The following is a 19432-nucleotide window of genomic DNA, read 5'->3' as shown; positions in this document are numbered from 1 at the left end:
GCTCCCTGGGGCGCGTTCCCTCAGGTGGTGCGCTGCGCGCGTCGCGGGAGCGGGATCGGCTGTGCCGTGGGAGGTGTCCAACACGGCTGCGTGGGCGCCCCTGGCGCACTCCGTCAGATGGCGTGCTGCGCTTCGCGCTGGCACGGGTGGGCTGTCTCCCGCGGGATGCGCCCGACCCGGCGCGGGCGGGCGCTCCTTCCTGGGGGTGGTTCGCGCCGGTGGTCGGGGGGCTGGACCGGCGCGGGGGCGGGGACCAGGGGCACCGGAGGGAGCATGAGCAGGGCGGGGCGCGCGGCAGGGGCCCGGAGGGAGCGTGAGCGGGGAGAAGGGGCCCGGGAGGGGCTAATGCCAGTCGGGGGTGGGCTGTTGGGCCTTGGGGGTGAAGAGCGCGGTGCACAGCATGAGCAGGGCGAGGGCGGCGACGGGCCAGGCGAGGAGGACGCCCTTGGCGCTGAGGGCGAGGGGGCGGTAGAAGGTCTGTCCCGCGGGGACGGACTTGGCCAGGGCCAGCAGGGACTCGTTGCCGCCGCTGAGCGAGACACCGAACTGCCAGGCGACCCAGGCGCCGGCCAGGCCGCCGAGGGCGAGGCCGAAGACGACCCCCGCGCCGCCGTCGCGGCGGCGGGTCAGCACGTAGCCGAGCGCCCCGCACACCGCGCCGAAGAGCAGGCCCAGCCCGCCGAACCAGCCGTCGGCGGCGATCTGCTGCTCGCCCTCCGGGTCGCGCAGGTACACCGCGCTGCTGTCCGCGTAGACCGGCACCCGGGGCGCGCACCAGTGCCACAGCGCGCCCATGACCAGGCCCAGCAGCGTCGCCGCCGCGACGCAGGCCAGCAGGATCAGCAGCTCGTTCCTGACGGTGCGTCCGTTCCAGCGGCGCGAGAGGCGGGCGTCGAACTCGTCCTGCGGGGCCGAGGGGTGAGCCTCATGGGGGGCGTTGGGTACGGTCACGGCGCCATCGTCGCACGTACGCGCTAGGAGCGCGTGGCCGCCCTGCGGTACGCCACGGTGGAGACGGCCAGCGACAGGACGCCGACCACGGCGCAGACGGCCAGGTCCACGCCGACCATCCCCCAGTCCGGCCGGGCCGCGAACGTCCGGGCCAGCGCCTCCACCCCGTAGGTGGACGGCAGCAGGTCCCGCAGCCAGCGCACCGCCTCCGGCAGGTGGCTCGCGGGCAGCACGCCCAGCAGCAGCGCGGCGCTCATGCCGAGCTGGCCCAACAGCGTCGCCAGTTCCTGACGGGTCGCCAGCAGGCCGCAGGCCGCGCCGAGTCCGGACAGCGCCGCGCCCGCCAGCGGGATCACCGCGAGCAGCACCCACAGGTGCACCCAGGACAGCTGGAACAGGGCGCAGCCGATGGCCGCGGTCACCAGCGTGCCCGGCACGGTGAAGGAGGCGTACGCCGCGGCGGTGCCGAGGACCACCGAGGCGGGCGCGACCGGGAGGGTGGCGTAGAAGTCCAGGCCCCCGGTGGCCCGCAGCCGGCCGAAGTACTGGGCCAGCAGGTTCAGCGCGACGAAGGCGACGACGAGCACGCTCGACCCGGCGACGACGTCCCGGGCCGCCTCGGTGTCGCTGCTGTGCACGACCCCGCGCATCATCACCAGGATGCCGACGGACTGGAAGGTCGCCACGAACAGCAGCGGGATCCGGGCCACCCGGGCCCGGGACAGCTGCGCCCGGTACACCGCACCGAGAGCGGGCAGCAGGGGCGTGCGCGGCGGCAGCACGGCGGCGGTCACGAGGCGGCCCATCCTTCGACCTGGTGTCCGCCGAGCAGGAGGTAGACGTCCTCCAGGCTCGGGGTGGAGAGCGAGAAGTCGTCGAGCGCCGCGAAGGCCGGGCCGGAGGTCACCTCGGCCACCAGCTCGCGGGCCTGCTCGGGGGCGGTCCGCACGGTCCAGCGGCGGCCGTTGGCGAGCGCCCGGCCGGCCAGTTCCGCGACGAACGGCAGGTGCAGCGGCGGGTCCTCCCGCCAGACCAGGTCGAGCCGCACGTCCCCGTCGACCAGGGCCTTGAGCCCGCCCGGGGTGTCGCAGGCGATCACCTGGCCGCGGTCGACGACCGCCACCCGGTCGAGGACGGTCTCGGCCTCGATGACGTTGTGGGTGACCAGGACCACCGTCGTGCCCAGCTCCCGTCGGCGCCGGTCCACGGCGGTCCAGACGGCGCGGCGGGCGACCGGGTCCATGCCGGTCGTCGGCTCGTCCAGGACCAGCACCGGGCGCTCGCCCGCGAGAGCCGCGGCGAAGCAGGCGAGTCGGCGCTGGCCGCCCGAGAGCTTGGCCAGCGGGCGGGCGAGGATCGGCCCGAGGCCGAGCTCGTCGGCCAGTTCGTCGCGCACGGCGCGGGCCTGACGGGCCGTCAGGCCGCGCAGCCGCCCGGTGGTCTCGACGGCGAGGGAGACCGTCAACTCGTCGAGTGCGGTGGACTCCTGCCCCAGGTACGCGAGGAGGTGGGCGGCCCGCTCGGGGTGGCGGACGATGTCGTGCCCGAGGATCTCGACGGAGCCGGAGTCGGGCCGCAGCAGGCCGGTCAACTGCCGGACCAGGGTGGACTTCCCCGCGCCGTTGGGGCCGAGGAGCCCGAACACCTCACCGGGGTGGACGTCGAGCGAGATGCCCCGGTTGGCCTCGACGGTGGTGGCCTTGGCGCCGCGGCCGACGAGGTAGGACTTGGTCAGCCCGCGGACGGCGCAGGCCTCCGCCCGGACGCCTACCTGCCCCGCCTCGGGTCGTGCCACGGTCTCCACTCCGGAGACTTTACCTCCGCGCCCCCGGGCACCACGCACCTCCCCAGGCGTGAGCAACGGCGCTGAGCCCCCTCAGGGGCGCGGGGCTGTCGGCGCGTGCGGCTTCCGCCGCGTGGGCGCGACCGGCCCACCGCTGAGGGAGGTGCGACCCTGATCGCAGGCCGGACCTCCCCGAGTGGTGGGATGCTCGCGCAGTTCCTCGCGCCGCTGGACACAGCAACTAGCGGGGCGGCTCGGCGTGGGCGTGGGTGCTGATCTCGTGCCAAAAGCCGGCCCGGATCGCGTAGCGGTCGTGTTCGTCGATCTGCTCGTCCTTGTGCGTCAGCAGGCCGAACCGTGCCGCGTACCGCAGCAGCTCCGCGTCCAGGCGGTGGGGAATGCGCGGGTACTCGGCGAGCAGGGGCGTCAGACGCGACTCGTCGCCCAGGCGGGCGACCCAGCGGCGGGCGAAGACCTGGCCGACCTCGGAGGGGTCGCCGCCGACGGAGGTGATGTCCTCCTCGCGGTCCGCCCACCGCTGCTCCGCCGTGGTCAGCACGGCCAGCGTGGGCAGGGCGTCACCGGGTGACGCGCCGTCAGCCGCGTTCGCGGCCGGGCGCTGCTCGGAGGTCCAGCGCAGCTGGGACGCGGGGTGGGCGGGAGGGCGGCTGAGCGCGGCCGCGATCTCCTTGGGCGTCGGGATGCGGTGCTTCTCCTCCGCGGGCCCGGTCCCCGCGTCCGCCGGAGGCGGCAGCAGGTGCGGGACGACCTCGGGGCCCGCCTCGTCCGTCGCGCAGTACGCCGGAGCCGGGGGCGGCTCCTCGCGGACCGTGATCGCGCCGGTGATCCACTCGCGGTCGAGCACCCGCCGCTCGTCCGCCTCGGCGACCAGGTCCTCGGACTGGTTGAAGTCGCCGTCCGCGGCCTGGACCGCCCACAGGTGGACGGCCACGCCGTAGTCCTTGGCCGCCGTCATGCCCGGCAGCAGGTCGCCGTCGCCGGTGACCAGCACCACGTCGGCGCAGGCCCGGTTGCGGGCGAGCTCGGACAGCTCGGCGTGCATGGCCGCGTCCACGCCCTTCTGCACCCAGCGGCCCTCGGCGCGGGTGAGCGCGCCCAGACGGACGGTCACCCGGGGGAGGACCCGCAGCCGGCGCTGGTCGGGGGTGGGGCGGCGCTCGTACGCGGCGTCGAACCAGTAGATGCGCAGCAGCGGCAGCCCGGTCTCCCGCTCGGCGCGCTCACGCAGCCGGCGGATCAGCTCGGCGTGGTCGACCTCGATGCGCGAGCGCGCGCTCTCGCCGACCAGCAGGCTGGCCGCCGCGCCGAGCAGGTATCCGGCGTCCACCAGGACGACGCACCGGTCCACGTGCAACACCTCTCGCTCGCCCCCTACCCCGCGGGGCGCAGCGTATCCACGGCGCGGCACGGCGACGCCGCGCCTCGCGCGAAGGGACTCGAACGGGGGAACGGGGGTTGTGCCGCGGTCGGGGACAATGGGTGGCTGGTGCCGCCCTGCCCCCGACGGAAGAGAAGAGATGCGTAGAAGGTCGATGCTGCTGGCCGTGTCCGGCGTGCTCGCCGTGGGCGGACTGGTGCTCCCGTCGATCCAGCAGCAGCAGTCCAGGGGCGACACCCGGATCCTGAGCGTGGTGGTCAACCACGGCGACGACGTGGTGCTGGGGCCGAGCACCACCACGACCTTCGGTTTCTCGATCACCGCCAAGGACGACTCCGGCATCGCGGGCGTCGACAACGTCGGCATCTGGGGCAACAACTACGGCGTGCTCCGGCCCTCGGCGGTGACCTGCAAGGCGACGGCCGACCCCGCGGTCTCCGTGTGCACCGGCACGGCCTCGGTGAATGTGAAGAAGCGTCAGATCTGGGACGACCAGGCCGGCAACTGGCACGTCCAGGCGACCGTCCACGCCAAGGACGGCAGCAGGGCGGAGTCGGACACGGCGGGCAACTTCCAGGTGAAGAAGGAGTCCACGATCATCATCACCGGCGTGCCGGCCAGGGCCCGCGCGGGTGACACGATCACCGTGGACGGGTTGCTGGAGCAGCCGGACTGGCGCAGCCAGTCCTGGGTGGCCAACGCCTGGCAGCCGATCGAGCTGCGCTTCCAGCCCAAGGGCAGCTCGACGTGGCAGACGGTGAAGGCCCTGCGTACCAGCGGCACCGGCACGATGACCGCGGACGTGCGGGTCACCGAGAGCGGCACCTACCAGTGGTACTACCCGGGCAAGTTCTGGGCGCAGGCGATGGGTTCGCCGACCATCGCCATCACCGTGGGCTGACGTCCCGTCAGGCGCGGTCCCGGGCCTCCGGGGCTTCGGGGGCCTTCGCCCACAGGCCGCGGACATGGGCGAGGTGATGGGTCATCACCGCGCGGACCGCGCCCTCGTCGCCGGAGAGCAGGGCGTCCAACAGCTCCAGGTGCTCCTCGGCCGAGGACTCCAACCGCCCTGCGGCGGACAGGGCGTTGAGCCCCAGCAACCGCGAGCGGCGGCGCAGGTCGCGGACGACCTCGACCAGGTGCTCGTTCCCGGCGAGGCCGAGCAGGTCGAGGTGGAACCGCTGGTCCGCCTCGACGTAGGCGATCAGGTCCCCGGCGCGGGCGGCGGTGACGATCTCCTCGGCGACGGGCCGCAGGCGCGCGAGGGCCGCGGGGTCCGCGGTGGTGGCCAGCTGGACGGTGGTCGGGATCTCGATGAGGGCGCGGATCTCGGTGTACTCGTCGAGCTGGCGCTCGGACACGGCGGTGACCCGGAAGCCCTTGTTCGGAACGGCGTCCACGAGGCCCTCCTTGGCGAGGTCCAGCATGGCTTCCCTGACGGGGGTCGCGGACACGCCGAAGCGCGCGGCGAGGGCGGGGGCGGAGTACACCTCCCCGGCCCGCAGCTCGCCCGCGACGAGGGCGGCGCGGAGCGCGTCGGCGACGCGCTCGCGGTAACTGCCCCGGTGACCGCCGAGGCGGGGGAGGGCAGGACCGGATGCGCTCGGGCGCGCGGCGGGCGGGGTCATGCGGGCGTCTCCTTCGTTACGGCCTTGAGGTGCACCGCCCCGCAGGGGCGCGGGGAACTGCGCGAGCAACACGGCACTCAGGGAGGTCCGACCCGTGCGTAGGGTCGAACCTCCCTCGGTGGAGGGCTGGTCGCGCAGTTCCCCGCGCCTCTGCGGGGCCTTCGGCCCCCAGGGCGGGGGCGTCAGAGCACGAATCCTGCGGGGAAGGGGTCGGTCGGGTCGAGAAGATACTGGGCCGTGCCGGTGATCCAGGCGCGGCCGGTGAAGCTGGGGAGGACGGCGGGGCGGTCGGCCACCGTCGTCGTGCCGAGCAGCCGGCCGGTGAACGTGGTCCCGATGAAGGACTCGTTCGTGAACTCCGTGTGCAGCGGCAGTTCGCCCCGGGCGTGCAACTGGGCCATCCGGGCACTGGTTCCGGTCCCGCAGGGCGAGCGGTCGAACCAGCCCGGGTGGATCGCCATGGCGTGGCGGGAGCGCCGGGCGTCGGATCCGGGCGCGAGCAACTGCACATGGTGGCAGCCGCGGATCGACGGGTCCTCGGGGTGGACCGGCTCGTCCTGCGCGTTGATGGCGTCCATCAGGGCCAGCCCCGCCGCGAGGATCTCCTCCTTCCGGGAGCGGTCGAAGGGCAGGCCCAGCCGCTCCAGGGGCAGGATCGCGTAGAAGTTCCCGCCGTACGCCAGGTCGTAGCGGACGGTGCGTCCGTCCGCCAGGACCGCCTCCCGGTCGAGGCCGACGCTGTAGGAGGCGACGTTGCGCAGGGTCACCGCGACCGCCGCGCCGTCCTCGACCCGGACCTCGGCGATGACGAGGCCGGCGGGGGTGTCCAGGCGGATGGTCGTCACCGGCTCGGTCACCTCGACCATGCCGGTCTCCACGAGGACCGTGGCCACGCCGATCGTCCCGTGCCCGCACATCGGGAGCAGGCCGGAGACCTCGATGTAGAGGACGCCGAAGTCCGCGTCGGGCCGGGTCGGGGGCTGGAGGATCGCGCCGCTCATCGCGGCGTGGCCGCGCGGTTCGTCCATGAGGAAGTGGCGCAGGTGGTCCAGGTGTTCGCGGAAGTGGAGCCGCCGCTCGTTCATCGTCGCGCCCGGGACCGTCCCGATGCCGCCGGTGACGACGCGGGTGGGCATGCCCTCGGTGTGCGAGTCCACGGCGTGGAGCACGAGCTTGCTGCGCATGGTGCTGCTGCCTCCCTGCTCGGTGACGGACGGTCAGTTCGCTTCCGCGACCCGCTCGGTGGCCTTGCGGATCCCGGCCGCCTGCTCCGGCAGCAGCGGCATCCGGGGCGGCCGGCAGGGGCCGCCCGGGCGGCCGAGGACGTCCATGGAGAGCTTGATCGCCTGGACGAACTCGGTCCGTGAGTCCCAGCGCAGCAGCGGGTGCAGCAGTCGGTAGAGCGAGGTGGCCGTGGCCAGGTCCCCGGTCGTGGCGGCGCGGTAGAGGGCGACGCAGTCGGCGGGCAGCGCGTTCGGGTAGCCGGCCACCCAGCCCTTGGCGCCGGCCAGGGCCAGCTCCAGCAGGACGTCGTCCGCGCCGGCCAGCAGGTCCAGTCCGGGCGCCAGCTCGGCGATCCGGTAGGCGCGGCGCACGTCGCCGGAGAACTCCTTGACGGCCTGGACGTGCCCGGCCGCGTGCAGTTGCGCGAGCAGTTCGGGGGTGAGGTCGACCTTGGTGTCGATCGGGTTGTTGTAGGCGACCACCGGCAGTCCGGCGCGCGCGACCTCGGCGTAGTGGGCCGTCACCGAGCGCTCGTCGGCGCGGTAGGCGTTGGGCGGCAGCAGCATCACCGCCGCGCAGCCCGCCTCGCGTGCCTGCTCGGCCCAGCGCCGGGCCTCGGCGGAGCCGTACGCGGCGACGCCGGGCATCACCCGCGCGCCGCCCACGGCGGCGACCGCGGTCTCCACGACGCGGGCGCGCTCCTGCGGGGTGAGCGTCTGGTACTCGCCCAGGGAGCCGTTGGGCACGACGCCGTCGCAGCCGTTCTCCACCAGCCAGGCGCAGTGGGCGGCGTAGGCGTCGAAGTCGACGGACAGGTCCTCCCGGAGCGGCAGCGCGGTGGCGACCATGACGCCGTGCCAGGGGCGGGGTGCTTCGGACATCGCTACCTCATTCTCGTTGGTCGTCTGCGGTCGGGGTCCCGGCGAGGACGCCGAGGGGGACGGGCCGGGCGAAGGGCCGGCGCGCGGCCTGCTCCTGGCAGCGGCTCAGGGCGGCGACGGCGGGGCCGCAGACGCGGCCCTGGCACCAGCCCATGCCGGCCCGGGTCAGCAGCTTGACGGTGCGGGCGTCCGGACAGCCCAGTTCGGCCGCGGCGTCCCGGACCTGACGGGCGGTCACCTCCTCGCAGCGGCAGACGAGGGTGTCGTCGGGCAGCTCCTCGGTCCAGCGCGCGGGCGGGCGGTAGACGGCGTCCATCGCGTCCGCGAAGCGGCGCAGCGCGGCACGGGCGCGGACCGTGCGCGAGGGCAGGACAGGGGCGAGACCGCGCAGGCGGGCGGCCGCCGAGAGCCCGGCGACGCGGCCCTCGGCCACGGCCAGCGGCGCGCCGCCGACACCGGTCGCCTCGCCGGCGGCCCAGACGCCGGGCACGTCCGTGCGCTGCTCGTCGTCCACGGCGACGCGGAGCCCGTCGAGCGCGCAGCCGAGGGCGTCCGCGAGGTCGGTGTGCGGGCGCATGCCGTGGCTGACGGCGAGGGTGTCGCAGGCGATGCGGCGCTCGGTGCCGGGCAGCGAACGGCCGTCGGCGCCGAGCGCGGCCACGGTGACGGCCTCGACCCGCTCCTCGCCGTGGGCGCGGAGGACGGTGTGCCCGGCGAGCACGGGGACGCGGTGGCGGGCCAACCGGGCCGCGTACGTGGCGGCTTCGCCCAGTGCGGCGGGCCGGCCTGCCAGCCGGACGGCGTGCGGGAGGGCGTCGCGCGGGCGGGTGCTCTCGACCAGGGCCGCCACCCGGGCGCCCGCGCCCGCGAGGCCGGTGGCGACGGGGAGCAGCAGCGGGCCGGTCCCGGCGACGACGACGTTCCGGCCGGGCAGCACGAGCGACCCCTTGAGCATGGCCTGCGCCCCGCCTGCGGTGAGCACGCCGGGAAGGGTCCAGCCGGGGAAGGGCAGCAGCGTCTCGTAGCCGCCGGTCGCCAGCAGCAGCCCGTCGGCGTGGACGGTGGCGCCCCGCTCCTGGTCGGGTCCGAGCAGGGCGTGGAGTGCGAAGCCCTGCGGTAGCCGTTCGGCGAACCAGACGTGATGCTCTGTCAGCAGCGTGGTGCCGGGGCCGGGTCGCAGCCGCTGCCAGGTGCTCCACCGGTGGTGCAGCGCCTGGGGCCGTCCGGCGCGCAGCCCGGCGGCGGGTTGGCGGTAGAACTGGCCGCCGGGGGCGGGGGCGGCGTCCACGACGGTGACGCGCAGGCCCGCACGCGTGGCGGCCTGCGCCGCTGCGAGCCCGGCGGGGCCGGCGCCGACGACGGCGAGGTGCGGGCGGTCAGCCATCGTGTCCCGTCCCCTCCTGGGTGCGGACGTCCATGCCGGGTTCGACCGGGACCAGGCAGGCCCGGCGGTTGGGCCTGCCGTCCACGGTGACCAGGCAGTCGAAGCAGACGCCGATGCCGCAGAGCACGCCGCGCGGTGCGCCCGTGCCCCGGGTCCGCCGCCAGGAGACGACGCCCGCGGACCAGAGCGCGGCGGCGACCGACTGTCCGGGCAGCGCGGTGAGCGCGCGGCCGTCGAAGCGGAAGGGGACGGCGGGGCCGGGGTGGGCGTCCGCGAGGCGCAGGGGGGTGGTCATCGGGGGGCCTCCTCCGGGTCGGGGAACCGGTCGGGGCGGAACGGGGCGAGGTCCAGCGCGGGGACGCCGCCGGTGAGCTGTCGGACGATCAACTGGGCGGTGCCGGGCGCGAGTCCGATGCCCGCGCCCTCGTGGCCGCAGGCGTGGAGCAGTCCGGGCACCCGCGGGTCCGCGCCGATGGCTGGCAGGTGGTCGGGGAGGTAGGGACGGAAGCCGAGGTAGCTGCGCATGGCGCGGACCGACGCCAGGAAGGGGAACAGCCTCGTCGCCCCCGCCGCCAGCGCCCGCAGCGCGGGCAGCGACGGCGTCCGGTCGAAGCCGACCCGCTCCCGGCTCGCGCCGATGAGCACCGGCCCGGCGGACGTGCCCTCGACGACCGGGGAGGTCTGCAGCGCGGCGGAATCGCTGGCCACGTCCGCGACGTAGTCGGCGGCGTAGACCTTGTGCCGCACCAGGCGCGGCAGCGGCTCGGTGACCAGGACGAAGCCCCGGCGCGGCAGCACGGGCAGGCGCACGCCGGCCAGCGCCGCCAGCTGTCCGCCCCACACGCCCGCGGCGTTGACGACGGCGGGGGCGTGGAAGGTGTGCCCCCGGGCGGTGCGCACGCCGCGCACGGCTCCGTCGCGGCCGCGGAGGACGGCGGTGACCTCCTGTCCGGCGTGCAGTTCGGCCCCGGCGTCGCGGGCCAGCCGGACCAGGCCCGCGGCGGCGAGGGCCGGCATGACCTGCGCGTCCTGCGGGTAGTACACGCCGCCGGTCAGACCTGGGGCCAGCTTCGGCTCCAGGCCCGGGAGTTGATCCGCCGTCACCGTCTGCGCGGCGACCCCGGCGGCACGCTGGCGGGAGGCGAAGCGCTCGAGGGCGGCGAAGCCCTCGGGGGAGGAGGCGACCACGAGACCGCCCTTGGGCTCGTACTCGGCCGCCGGTCCCAGCTCCGCGGCCAGTTCCGCCCAGAGTCCGACGGAGAGCAGGGCCAGATCCAGTTCCGGACCCGGCGCCTTGTCGGACACCAGCAGGTTGCCCTCGCCCGCGCCGGTCGTCCCGCCGGCCACCGGACCGCGGTCCAGCAGCGCCGTACGCAGCCCCGCCCGGGCCGCGGCCAGGGCGCAGGCAGCTCCGGTGATGCCCGCCCCGACGACCACGACGTCGCAGGTCAGTGCCGATTGCATGGCCAGTAATATGTCACATGTTTCCTAGCTCGCCAAGAGGCTCTACCGTGGACCGCGTCCGCCTCGACGTCGATCCGGAAGCAGGTTCCCACCGTGGCCCAGGGACGTAAGAACGGCCTCTACCCGACCATCTCGCCCGAGCTCTCCGCGCTCATGCGGACCGGCTGGGCCGACACCGAGCGGCGCGGCCTGGAGCCGATCGAGCAGGCTCCGTACGCCGCCCGGCGCCGGGCCGCGCTCTCCGCCCGCTTCCCCGGCGAGCGGCTCGTCGTCCCCTCCGGACGGCTCAAGACCCGCTCCAACGACGACGAGTACCCGTTCCGGCCCTACTCCGGCTACGTCCACCTGACGGGCGATCAGGCCCGCGACGCCGCCCTGGTGCTGGAGCCGCGCCCGGACGGGGGCCACGACGCGTGGGTCTACCAACTGCCGCGCGAGGACCGCGACAGCGACGAGTTCTGGACCGGCGCGAACGCCGAACTGTGGGCGGGCCGCCGCAACAGCCTCGCCGAGGCCGCGCAGCTGCTCGGCGTCGAGTGCCGCGACGTCCGGGACGCGGCGAAGGAGCTGGCCTCCGGTCCGGCCGTCCCGGTGCGGATCGTGCGCGGCCACGACCCCGGGCTGGAGGCGGCCGTCGGGACGACCGACCCCGACCGCGACCAGGAGCTCGACGACGCCCTGGCGGAGCTGCGGCTGGTCAAGGACCCCTGGGAGATCGGCGAACTGCGCCGCGCCGTGGAGTCCACGGTGCGCGGCTTCGCGGACGCCGTGAGCGAACTGCCGAAGGCCGTCGCCACCTCCGAGCGCTGGATCGAGGGAACCTTCTACCGGCGCGCCCGCGTCGAGGGCAACAGCGTCGGCTACGGCACCATCTGCGCCGCGGGGGAGCACGCCACGATCATGCACTGGGTCCGCAACGACGGCCCCGTCCGCCCCGGCGACCTGCTGCTGCTCGACGCCGGGGTGGAGACCACCTCGCTCTACACGGCGGACGTGACCCGCACCCTGCCGATCAGCGGTACGTTCACCCCGCTGCAGCGGCAGATCTACGACGCCGTCCACGCGGCCCAGGAGGCGGGCATCGCCGCGGTCCGGCCGGGCGCCCGCTACCGCGACTTCCACGAGGCCGCGCAGCGCTCCCTGGCCGCCCGGCTGGTGGAGTGGGGCCTGATCGCGGGGCCGGCCGAGCGCGCCTACGAGCTCGGCCTGCAGCGCCGGTTCACCATGGCGGGGACCGGCCACATGCTGGGCCTGGACGTCCACGACTGCGCCTCCGCGCGGACGCAGGAGTACGTGGACGGAGTGCTGCGGCCCGGCATGGTGCTCACCGTCGAACCCGGACTGTACTTCCAGCCCGACGACCTGACGGTGCCTCAGGAGTGGCGCGGCATCGGCGTCCGCATCGAGGACGACATCCTGGTGACCGAGGACGGCAACGAGAACCTGTCCGCCGCGCTGCCCCGGTCCGCGGAGGAGGTCGAGGCGTGGATGGCCGGACTGCTCAACGGCGGCGCGCCACAGACGCGGTGACCGCGCCGGTCAGCCGGACGAGGTCGGCGGGGGCGAGCTCCATCTCCAGTCCCCGCCGCCCGGCGGACGCGAAGACGGTCTCGTGGCCCAGGGCGGACTCGTCGACGACGGTGGCCAGCCGGCGCTTCTGCCCCAGCGGCGAGATGCCCCCGACGACGTAGCCGGTCACCCGCTCGGCGACCGCGGGGTCCGCCATCTGCCCCCGCTTCCCGCGGACGGCCGCCGCGAGGGCCTTGAGGTCCAGTTGCGCGCTGACGGGCACGACGGCCACGTGCAGGGTGCCGTCGATCTCCGCGAGGAGCGTCTTGAAGACGCGCTCCTCGGGCACGCCCATGGCCCGCGCCGCCTCCTCCCCGTAGGAGGCGGCGGCGGGGTCGTGCTCGTAGGCGTGGATGGTGTGCGGGACCCCGGCCTGCTCCAGGGCCAGCGTGGCCGGCGTCCCGCCGGACGGCTTGGTCCTCTTCGCCACTCTGACGCTCCCTCAGTTCGTCACGGGCACGCGACCGCGGCCTCGCGCCGCTGTCGGGCGGTGACTGGTTCAGTTCGGATGGAAGGCCTGCCGGGTCAGCTCCACCGCCGGGAGCGACGGGAGCCGGCCCAGGATCGCGGCTTCGCGCCGCAGCAGGCGCAGCTCCTCGCGGAGGCGCTCGGCGGATGTCTCCGCGGCGAGCAGCCGCTGCTTCGCCGGGGTGTCCAGGATCACCGTCGCCGCGACCAGGTAGGACAGCACCGTCGGGTCGTCCGGCAGGTCCGCCTTGCCCGCGACGCTGCTCTCCCGCGCCCCCGCGAGCCGCTTCTGGTAGGTGGCAAACGCCCGGTCCACCCCCGCCGCCAGCAGTTCCGCCTCCTCACCCTTCTCGTCCGGGTACGGCTCCACCGACGCCGTGAGGTACGGCCCGGAGGGGTCGAGGTCCGTCACCCTGAACCGGGTGGTGCCGCTCGCGAGGATCTCGTAGCGGCCGTCGGGCCGCCGCTGCAGCGAGGCGACCTCGGCCACGCAGCCCACGTCGTACAGGGCCTGCGCCGGGTCCGGGTTCAGCCCGGCCAGCGCGGGATTCCGGGTGTCCTGGCCGGTGGGGGCCACCTCCTGGCCGTCGCGGATGGCGACGACGCCGAAGCGGTGGGGTTCCGGTCCGGCCGCCAGGTCGGCCATCATCGTGCGGTACCGCTGCTCGAAGACGTGGAGGGGCAGCACCAGCCCCGGGTACAGCACAGTGCTGAGGGGGAAGAGAGGCAGCCGTTCCGTCACGGGCGAAAGCCTAGAGGGTGCACGCCATCCGGAACCCGCAGCCGCCAGGTCTCACTCCGCGTATCAGGGACTGGTACGCAACGGCACCACAAATCACCCCTCACTAGACTCGGCACTGTGATTTCTCGAATCGACCTCCGCGGATCCGTTGCAGACCCGCGCGCCGTCCTGCCGCGCGCCGAGCTCGACGTCGAGGCTGCCCTGGAGAAGGTGCGGCCGATCTGCGAGGACGTCCACCATCGGGGCGTCGAGGCGCTGATCGAGATCACGGAGCGCTTCGACGGGGTCACGCTGTCCGACATCCGGGTGCCCGCCGCGGTGATCGCGCGGGCCCTGGAGGAGCTGGACCCCGCGGTCCGCGCCGCCCTGGAGGAGTCCATCCGCCGGGCCCGGATCGTGCACCGCGAGCAGCGCCGCACCGACCACACCACGCAGGTCGTCCCCGGCGGCACCGTCACCGAGCGCTGGGTGCCGGTCGAGCGCGTCGGCCTCTACGTCCCGGGCGGCCGGGCGGTGTACCCGTCCTCCGTCGTGATGAACGTCGTCCCCGCCCAGGAGGCAGGCGTCGGCTCACTGGCCGTCACCTCGCCCCCGCAGAAGGAGTTCGGGGGGCTGCCGCACCCGACGATCCTCGCCGCCTGCGCGCTGCTCGGCGTCGACGAGGTCTACGCCGTCGGCGGCGCCCAGGCCGTGGCGATGTTCGCCTACGGCGCGGGCGAGTGCCGTCCGGTCAACCTGGTGACCGGGCCCGGCAACATCTGGGTGGCCGCGGCCAAGCGGCTGCTCAAGGGCCGCATCGGCATCGACGCGGAGGCCGGGCCGACCGAGATCGCCATCCTGGCCGACGCCACCGCCGACCCCCGGCACGTCGCCGCCGACCTGATCAGCCAGGCCGAGCACGACCCGATGGCCGCCGCCGTGCTGGTCACCGACTCGCTCGCACTGGCCGAGGCCGTCGAGGCCGAGCTGCCCCGGCAGGTCGCCGCGACCAAGCACAGCGAGCGGATCACCGAGGCGCTCGGCGGCAAGCAGTCCGCGATCGTCCTCGTCGACGACCTCGACCAGGGCCTGGTCGTCGTCAACGCCTACGGCGCCGAGCACCTGGAGATCCAGACCGCGGACGCCGACGCCGTCGCCGCCCGGGTCGTCAACGCGGGCGCGGTCTTCGTCGGCCCCTACGCCCCCGTCTCCCTCGGTGACTACGCGGCGGGCTCCAACCACGTCCTGCCGACCGGGGGTTGTGCCTGCCACTCCTCGGGGCTCTCCGTCCAGTCCTTCCTGCGCGGCATCCATGTGGTCGCGTACGACCGCGACGCCCTGGCCGAGGTGGCCGGGCACGTGGTCACGCTGGCCAACGCAGAGGACCTTCCGGGCCACGGAGACGCGATCCGTGCCCGCTTCGACTGGAGTGTGCCCGAGTAATGCAGATCGACGACCTTCCCATCCGCGACGAACTCAAGGGCAAGTCCCCTTACGGCGCACCGCAGTTGGACGTGCCGGTGCTGCTCAACACCAACGAGAACCCGTACCCGCTCCCCGAGGACCTGGTGGCGCGGATCTCCGAGCGCGTCGCCGAGGCCGCCCGCAACCTCAACCGCTACCCGGACCGGGACGCGGTCGAGCTGCGCACCGCGCTCGCCGCCTACCTGTCCCGCTCCACCGGACACGCCGTCAGCCGCGAGCAGGTCTGGGCCGCCAACGGGTCCAACGAGATCATCCAGCAGCTGATGCAGACCTTCGCCGGCCCCGGCCGCAGCGCCTTCGGCTTCTCGCCGACCTACCAGATGCACGACCTGATCTCCCGGGGCACCGGCACCACCTGGATCGAGGGCCCGCGCAACCCGGACTTCACGATCGACGAGGCCGCCGCCGCAACCGCCCTGCGGGAACAGCGACCTGACGTCCTGTTCATCTGCTCCCCGAACAACCCCACCGGCACCGCCGTGGACCGCGGCACGGTCGAGCGGCTCTACGACGCGGCCCAGGCGGTCAAGCCGACGCTGGTCATCGTGGACGAGGCCTACACCGAGTTCTCGCACCGGCCCTCGCTGCTGCCGCTGCTGGACGGCCGCCCGCTGCTGGTGGTCACCCGGACCATGTCCAAGGCCTTCGGCGCGGCCGGGCTGCGCCTCGGCTACCTGGCCGCCGACCCCGCCGTGGTGGACGCGGTGCAACTGGTCCGGCTGCCCTACCACCTCTCCTCCGTCACCCAGGCCACCGCGCTCGCCGCGTTGGAGTTCACCGACGTGCTGCTCGGCTACGTCGACCGGCTCAAGGGCGAGCGCGATCGGATCGTCACCGAGCTGCGGGCCATGGGCCTCGACGTCACCGACTCCGACGCCAACTTCGTCCAGTTCGGCGTCTTCGCGGACACCCGCGCCGTCTGGCAGGCGATCCTCGACCGCGGCGTGCTGGTGCGCGACAACGGCGTCCCCGGCCGGCTGCGCGTCACCGCCGGCACGCCGGAGGAGAACGACGCCTTCCTCGACGCCGTCCGCTCCGTCCTCAAGGAGTCCTGAAATGAGCCGCATCGGGCGCGTCGAGCGCACCACCAAGGAGACCTCCGTCAAGGTCGAGATCGACCTCGACGGCACCGGCAAGACCGACATCCACACCGGCGTCGGCTTCTACGACCACATGCTGGACCAGCTGGGCCGCCACGGCTTCTTCGACCTCACCGTGAAGACCGACGGCGACCTGCACATCGACACCCACCACACCATCGAGGACACCTCGCTGGCGCTCGGCCACGCCTTCCGCCAGGCCCTCGGCGACAAGGTCGGCATCCGCCGCTTCGCCGACGCCTCGGTCCCGCTGGACGAGGCGCTGGCCCAGGTGACCGTGGACCTGTCCGGCCGCCCCTACCTGGTGCACACCGAGCCGGCCGGGATGGCGCCGATGATCGGCTCCTACGACACCACCATGACCAGGCACATCCTGGAGTCCTTCGTGGCCCAGGCGCAGATCGCGCTCCACGTGCACGTACCGTATGGACGGAACGCCCACCACATCGTGGAGTGCCAGTTCAAGGCACTCGCGCGGGCGCTGCGGTACGCCAGCGAGCTGGACCCCCGTGCCGCAGGCATCATCCCCTCGACCAAGGGCGCACTGTGAGCACCTCCGCGATCCTCCTGATCTTCGTCGGCCTGTTCCTGGCCGGCGGGGTCTACTCCTTCTGGAAGCAGAAGCTCCCGAAGGGCCTAGTCCTCCTGCTGGCGCTGGGCTCGGGCATGTGCCTGGCCGCCGGCGTGCTGCGCATCTGAGCAGCCGAGCACCCGAAGGGAAACACCCATGGCCAAGCGCGTGGTCGTGCTCGACTACGGCTCCGGCAACGTCCGCTCCGCGCAGCGCGCCGTCGAGCGCGTGGGCGCGGAGGCGGAGATCACCAGCGACTTCCAGCGGGCCCTGGACGCCGACGGACTGCTCGTCCCCGGCGTCGGCGCCTTCGCCGCCTGCATGGACGGCCTCAAGGCCGTCCGCGGCGACACCCTGATCGGCCGCCGGCTGGCCGGCGGCCGCCCGGTGCTGGGCATCTGCGTCGGCATGCAGATCCTGTTCGCGCGCGGCGTCGAGCACGGCGTGGAGACCGAGGGCTGCGACGAGTGGCCCGGCACGGTCGAGCCGCTGCAGGCGCCGATCATCCCGCACATGGGCTGGAACACCGTCACCCCGCCGCAGGAGAGCGTCCTGTTCGCCGGGCTGGAACCGGACACCCGGTTCTACTTCGTGCACTCCTACGCGGTGCGGACATGGGAGCTGCCGCCCATCGAGCAGCTGCGCGCGCCGCTGGTCACCTGGGCCGAGCACGGCGAGCCCTTCGTCGCGGCGGTCGAGAACGGCCCGCTGTCCGCCACGCAGTTCCACCCCGAGAAGTCCGGCGACGCCGGAGCCGCACTCCTGAAGAACTGGACCGACACGCTGTGAGCGCCCCTGTGACCGACGCCGTGACCGACCGTCAGAAGCTCATCCTGCTGCCCGCGGTGGACGTCCGCGACGGCCAGGCCGTCCGCCTGGTGAAGGGCGCGTCCGGCTCCGAGACCTCCTACGGCGACCCGCTCTCCGCCGCCCTCGCCTGGCAGGAGGCCGGGGCCGAGTGGATCCACCTGGTCGACCTCGACGCCGCCTTCGGCACCGGCGACAACCGCGAGCTGCTCGCCGAAGTCACCGGCCGGCTGGACGTCAAGGTCGAGCTCTCGGGCGGCATCCGCGACGACGCCTCGCTGGCCGCCGCGCTCGCCACCGGCTGCGCCCGGGTCAACCTGGGCACCGCCGCCCTGGAGTCCCCGGAGTGGGTCGCCAAGGTCATCGCCGAGCACGGCGACAAGATCGCGGTCGGCCTGGACGTCGTCGGCACCACGCTTCGTGGGCGCGGCTGGACCAGCGAGGGCGGCGACCTCTACGAGGCCCTCGCCCGGCTGGACGCCGAGGGCTGCGCCCGCTACGTCGTGACCGACGTGGACAAGGACGGCACGCTGTCCGGCCCCAACCTGCAGCTGCTGCGCAACGTCTGCGCCGCCACCGACCGGGCGGTCGTCGCCTCCGGCGGCGTGTCCTCGCTCCAGGACCTGCGCGACATCGCCACGCTGGTGCCGCTGGGTGTGGAGGGGGCGATTGTGGGCAAGGCCCTCTACGCACAGGCGTTCACGCTCGAAGAGGCACTGTCGGAAGTGTCCTGACGATGTGACAGGAGATGGCGGATGGCGGACGACCGGCGGCAGGTCGGCGGATACAGCCCCTACGAGGAGCAGTTCGGGTTCTCCCGGGCGGTGGCCATAGGGGACTTCGTCTTCGTCTCCGGCTGCACGGCATGGGACGACGGCTCGGTCCGCTTCGAGGGCTCCCCCTACGACCAGACCGTCGCCGCGTTCGGCGTGGCGCTGGACGCCATCTCCCGCTTCGGCCTCACGGCGAAGGACGTCGTGCGGACCCGGATGTACGTGACCCACGCCCGCGACACCGAGGAGGTGGGGCGGGCCCATCTGGACCTCTTCGGCGAGGTCCGACCGGCCAGCACCATGGTCGTGATCAATGCGCTGATCGACTCGCGGATGTCGGTGTCCGTGGAGATCGACGCCTACCGGAAAGGTTTGGAGTACCCCGAATGACCCTCGCCGTGCGCGTGATCCCCTGCCTGGACGTGGACGCCGGGCGGGTCGTCAAGGGCGTCAACTTCCAGAACCTGCGCGACGCCGGGGACCCGGTGGAGCTCGCCAAGCTCTACGACGCCCAGGGCGCCGACGAGTTGACGTTCCTGGACATCACGGCGTCCTCGGGGGACCGGGAGACCACCTACGACGTGGTGCGGCGCACGGCCGAGCAGGTCTTCATCCCGCTGACGGTCGGCGGGGGAGTCCGCACGGTGGAGGACGTGGACCGGCTGCTGCGGGCCGGGGCGGACAAGGTCGGCGTCAACACCGCCGCGATCGCCAGGCCCCGGTTGATCGAGGAGATCGCGGAGCGCTTCGGCCGGCAGGTGCTCGTGCTCTCCGTCGACGCCCGGCGCGCGGTGGGCACGGACTCCGGCTTCGAGGTCACCACGCACGGCGGGCGCAAGGGCACCGGCCTGGACGCGGTCCTCTGGGCCGAGCAGGCGGCGGCGCTGGGCGCGGGCGAGATCCTGCTCAACTCGATGGACGCGGACGGCACGAAGGACGGCTACGACCTGGACATGATCCGCGCGGTGCGCCAGGCCGTCTCCATCCCCGTCATCGCGAGCGGCGGCGCGGGCCGGCTGGAGGACTTCCCCCCCGCGGTTGGCGCGGGCGCGGACGCGGTGCTGGCGGCGAGCGTGTTCCACTTCGGGGATCTGACGATCCCCGCCGTCAAGGCCAGCCTGAAGGACGCCGGTTACCCCGTGCGCTGACCTGCGGCTGCAGCGCCTTCCGGGGGCGCAGCCCCCTCGCGGCGGCGCGGCCCCTTCGGCGGCGCGGCCGCCAGAG

Annotated in this window: 22 protein-coding genes; 10 read left to right on the top strand and 12 right to left on the bottom strand. The window is 74.0% G+C overall.

Going from position 1 to position 19432, the window contains the following annotated elements:
* Positions 1 to 342: 342 nt before the first annotated feature.
* The 4 genes from ACFP3V_RS14100 to ACFP3V_RS14085 all read right to left on the bottom strand — a co-directional run bounded on the left by ACFP3V_RS14100 (position 343) and on the right by ACFP3V_RS14085 (position 4103).
* Positions 343 to 951 carry a DUF2567 domain-containing protein gene (locus ACFP3V_RS14100; RefSeq protein ID WP_380583338.1) on the bottom strand — a complete coding sequence of 203 codons (609 nt, stop codon included), beginning with the start codon at positions 949 to 951 and terminating at the stop codon, positions 343 to 345.
* 23 nt (positions 952 to 974) lie between these two features.
* The gene (locus tag ACFP3V_RS14095) at positions 975 to 1757 is read right to left on the bottom strand and encodes an ABC transporter permease (RefSeq protein ID WP_380583337.1); all 783 of its coding nucleotides are present in this window, start codon (positions 1755 to 1757) and stop codon (positions 975 to 977) included.
* Positions 1742 to 2755: an ABC transporter ATP-binding protein gene (locus ACFP3V_RS14090; RefSeq protein WP_380583336.1), complete on the bottom strand. Its 1014-nt coding sequence runs from the start codon at positions 2753 to 2755 to the stop codon at positions 1742 to 1744. The genes ACFP3V_RS14095 and ACFP3V_RS14090 overlap by 16 nt, the downstream gene beginning before the upstream one ends.
* Positions 2756 to 2975: 220 nt before the next feature.
* A complete protein-coding gene (locus ACFP3V_RS14085; protein WP_380583335.1) occupies positions 2976 to 4103 on the bottom strand; it encodes an NYN domain-containing protein in 1128 nt (375 codons plus the stop codon).
* A gap of 169 nt (positions 4104 to 4272) precedes the next feature.
* Here ACFP3V_RS14085 and ACFP3V_RS14080 point away from each other — a divergent pair, with 169 nt between their 5' ends.
* Positions 4273 to 5034 carry a hypothetical protein gene (locus tag ACFP3V_RS14080; RefSeq protein WP_380583334.1) on the top strand — a complete coding sequence of 254 codons (762 nt, stop codon included), beginning with the start codon at positions 4273 to 4275 and terminating at the stop codon, positions 5032 to 5034.
* Positions 5035 to 5041: 7 nt separating this feature from the next.
* Here the strand turns inward: ACFP3V_RS14080 and ACFP3V_RS14075 are convergent, their stop codons facing one another.
* The 6 genes from ACFP3V_RS14075 to ACFP3V_RS14050 all read right to left on the bottom strand — a co-directional run bounded on the left by ACFP3V_RS14075 (position 5042) and on the right by ACFP3V_RS14050 (position 10714).
* On the bottom strand, positions 5042 to 5761 hold the full coding sequence (locus tag ACFP3V_RS14075) for a GntR family transcriptional regulator (protein ID WP_380583333.1): 720 nt from the start codon (positions 5759 to 5761) through the stop codon (positions 5042 to 5044).
* Between the two features lie 182 nt (positions 5762 to 5943).
* A complete protein-coding gene (locus ACFP3V_RS14070; protein WP_380583332.1) occupies positions 5944 to 6945 on the bottom strand; it encodes a proline racemase family protein in 1002 nt (333 codons plus the stop codon).
* A gap of 33 nt (positions 6946 to 6978) precedes the next feature.
* The gene (locus tag ACFP3V_RS14065) at positions 6979 to 7866 is read right to left on the bottom strand and encodes a dihydrodipicolinate synthase family protein (protein WP_380583331.1); all 888 of its coding nucleotides are present in this window, start codon (positions 7864 to 7866) and stop codon (positions 6979 to 6981) included.
* Positions 7867 to 7873: 7 nt separating this feature from the next.
* Complete coding sequence (locus ACFP3V_RS14060) at positions 7874 to 9250, bottom strand: FAD-dependent oxidoreductase (protein WP_380583330.1); 1377 nt, start codon at positions 9248 to 9250, stop codon at positions 7874 to 7876.
* On the bottom strand, positions 9243 to 9545 hold the full coding sequence (locus tag ACFP3V_RS14055) for a (2Fe-2S)-binding protein (protein WP_380583329.1): 303 nt from the start codon (positions 9543 to 9545) through the stop codon (positions 9243 to 9245). The genes ACFP3V_RS14060 and ACFP3V_RS14055 overlap by 8 nt, the downstream gene beginning before the upstream one ends.
* On the bottom strand, positions 9542 to 10714 hold the full coding sequence (locus ACFP3V_RS14050; protein WP_380583328.1) for an NAD(P)/FAD-dependent oxidoreductase: 1173 nt from the start codon (positions 10712 to 10714) through the stop codon (positions 9542 to 9544). Before ACFP3V_RS14050 ends, ACFP3V_RS14055 begins: the two co-directional genes overlap by 4 nt.
* A 93-nt stretch (positions 10715 to 10807) precedes the next feature.
* Here ACFP3V_RS14050 and ACFP3V_RS14045 point away from each other — a divergent pair, with 93 nt between their 5' ends.
* Positions 10808 to 12244 carry an aminopeptidase P family protein gene (locus ACFP3V_RS14045; protein ID WP_380583327.1) on the top strand — a complete coding sequence of 479 codons (1437 nt, stop codon included), beginning with the start codon at positions 10808 to 10810 and terminating at the stop codon, positions 12242 to 12244.
* On the opposite strand, the gene ybaK is transcribed toward ACFP3V_RS14045, so the two are convergent.
* Both ybaK and ACFP3V_RS14035 read right to left on the bottom strand, forming a co-directional pair.
* Positions 12216 to 12713 (bottom strand): Cys-tRNA(Pro) deacylase, encoded by a 498-nt coding sequence (gene ybaK, locus ACFP3V_RS14040; RefSeq protein WP_380583326.1) that lies wholly within the window; start codon positions 12711 to 12713, stop codon positions 12216 to 12218. The two genes, ACFP3V_RS14045 and ybaK, sit on opposite strands and share 29 nt — an antisense overlap.
* Before the next feature lie 69 nt (positions 12714 to 12782).
* Positions 12783 to 13493 (bottom strand): LON peptidase substrate-binding domain-containing protein, encoded by a 711-nt coding sequence (locus tag ACFP3V_RS14035; protein WP_380583325.1) that lies wholly within the window; start codon positions 13491 to 13493, stop codon positions 12783 to 12785.
* A 117-nt stretch (positions 13494 to 13610) separates the two neighbouring features.
* On the opposite strand from ACFP3V_RS14035, the gene hisD reads away from it, so the two are divergent.
* Genes hisD through hisF form a run of 8 tightly spaced genes read left to right on the top strand, consistent with a single transcriptional unit; the run spans position 13611 to position 19356 of the window.
* Positions 13611 to 14915, top strand: a complete 1305-nt coding sequence (gene hisD / locus ACFP3V_RS14030; protein ID WP_380583324.1) for a histidinol dehydrogenase — start codon at positions 13611 to 13613, stop codon at positions 14913 to 14915.
* Positions 14915 to 16012 (top strand): histidinol-phosphate transaminase, encoded by a 1098-nt coding sequence (locus tag ACFP3V_RS14025; protein ID WP_380583323.1) that lies wholly within the window; start codon positions 14915 to 14917, stop codon positions 16010 to 16012. The genes hisD and ACFP3V_RS14025 overlap by 1 nt, the downstream gene beginning before the upstream one ends.
* 1 nt (position 16013) lies before the next feature.
* Positions 16014 to 16607 (top strand): imidazoleglycerol-phosphate dehydratase HisB, encoded by a 594-nt coding sequence (gene hisB / locus ACFP3V_RS14020; RefSeq protein WP_380583322.1) that lies wholly within the window; start codon positions 16014 to 16016, stop codon positions 16605 to 16607.
* Positions 16604 to 16756 (top strand): hypothetical protein, encoded by a 153-nt coding sequence (locus ACFP3V_RS14015; RefSeq protein WP_380583321.1) that lies wholly within the window; start codon positions 16604 to 16606, stop codon positions 16754 to 16756. Before hisB ends, ACFP3V_RS14015 begins: the two co-directional genes overlap by 4 nt.
* Before the next feature lie 28 nt (positions 16757 to 16784).
* A complete protein-coding gene (gene hisH, locus ACFP3V_RS14010; RefSeq protein WP_380583320.1) occupies positions 16785 to 17417 on the top strand; it encodes an imidazole glycerol phosphate synthase subunit HisH in 633 nt (210 codons plus the stop codon).
* Positions 17414 to 18169 (top strand): bifunctional 1-(5-phosphoribosyl)-5-((5-phosphoribosylamino)methylideneamino)imidazole-4-carboxamide isomerase/phosphoribosylanthranilate isomerase PriA, encoded by a 756-nt coding sequence (gene priA, locus ACFP3V_RS14005; protein WP_380583319.1) that lies wholly within the window; start codon positions 17414 to 17416, stop codon positions 18167 to 18169. Before hisH ends, priA begins: the two co-directional genes overlap by 4 nt.
* Positions 18170 to 18190: 21 nt before the next feature.
* On the top strand, positions 18191 to 18598 hold the full coding sequence (locus ACFP3V_RS14000; RefSeq protein ID WP_380583318.1) for a RidA family protein: 408 nt from the start codon (positions 18191 to 18193) through the stop codon (positions 18596 to 18598).
* The gene (hisF, locus tag ACFP3V_RS13995; RefSeq protein ID WP_380583317.1) at positions 18595 to 19356 is read left to right on the top strand and encodes an imidazole glycerol phosphate synthase subunit HisF; all 762 of its coding nucleotides are present in this window, start codon (positions 18595 to 18597) and stop codon (positions 19354 to 19356) included. The genes ACFP3V_RS14000 and hisF overlap by 4 nt, the downstream gene beginning before the upstream one ends.
* The last annotated feature ends 76 nt before the right edge of the window (positions 19357 to 19432 follow it).

It is taken from the genome of Streptacidiphilus monticola (assembly GCF_042658505.1).
In the GTDB taxonomy this organism is placed as follows: Bacteria; Actinomycetota; Actinomycetes; order Streptomycetales; family Streptomycetaceae; genus Streptacidiphilus; species Streptacidiphilus monticola.
Note: the sequence above shows the minus strand (reverse complement) of the source record. Positions and strands in the feature narration are given on the sequence as shown.

Bases quoted from the DNA above. Each gene is read 5' to 3' on its own strand.
- ACFP3V_RS14095 (WP_380583337.1), bottom strand. From the start codon at position 1,757: ATGGGCCGCCTCGTGACCGCCGCCGTGCTGCCGCCGCGCACGCCCCTG.
- ACFP3V_RS14080 (WP_380583334.1), top strand. From the start codon at position 4,273: ATGCGTAGAAGGTCGATGCTGCTGGCCGTGTCCGGCGTGCTCGCCGTG.
- ACFP3V_RS14075 (WP_380583333.1), bottom strand. From the start codon at position 5,761: ATGACCCCGCCCGCCGCGCGCCCGAGCGCATCCGGTCCTGCCCTCCCC.
- ACFP3V_RS14070 (WP_380583332.1), bottom strand. From the start codon at position 6,945: ATGCGCAGCAAGCTCGTGCTCCACGCCGTGGACTCGCACACCGAGGGC.
- ACFP3V_RS14065 (WP_380583331.1), bottom strand. From the start codon at position 7,866: ATGTCCGAAGCACCCCGCCCCTGGCACGGCGTCATGGTCGCCACCGCG.
- ACFP3V_RS14060 (WP_380583330.1), bottom strand. From the start codon at position 9,250: ATGGCTGACCGCCCGCACCTCGCCGTCGTCGGCGCCGGCCCCGCCGGG.
- ACFP3V_RS14055 (WP_380583329.1), bottom strand. From the start codon at position 9,545: ATGACCACCCCCCTGCGCCTCGCGGACGCCCACCCCGGCCCCGCCGTC.
- ACFP3V_RS14050 (WP_380583328.1), bottom strand. From the start codon at position 10,714: ATGCAATCGGCACTGACCTGCGACGTCGTGGTCGTCGGGGCGGGCATC.
- ACFP3V_RS14025 (WP_380583323.1), top strand. From the start codon at position 14,915: ATGCAGATCGACGACCTTCCCATCCGCGACGAACTCAAGGGCAAGTCC.
- hisB (WP_380583322.1), top strand. From the start codon at position 16,014: ATGAGCCGCATCGGGCGCGTCGAGCGCACCACCAAGGAGACCTCCGTC.
- hisH (WP_380583320.1), top strand. From the start codon at position 16,785: ATGGCCAAGCGCGTGGTCGTGCTCGACTACGGCTCCGGCAACGTCCGC.
- ACFP3V_RS14000 (WP_380583318.1), top strand. From the start codon at position 18,191: ATGGCGGACGACCGGCGGCAGGTCGGCGGATACAGCCCCTACGAGGAG.
- hisF (WP_380583317.1), top strand. From the start codon at position 18,595: ATGACCCTCGCCGTGCGCGTGATCCCCTGCCTGGACGTGGACGCCGGG.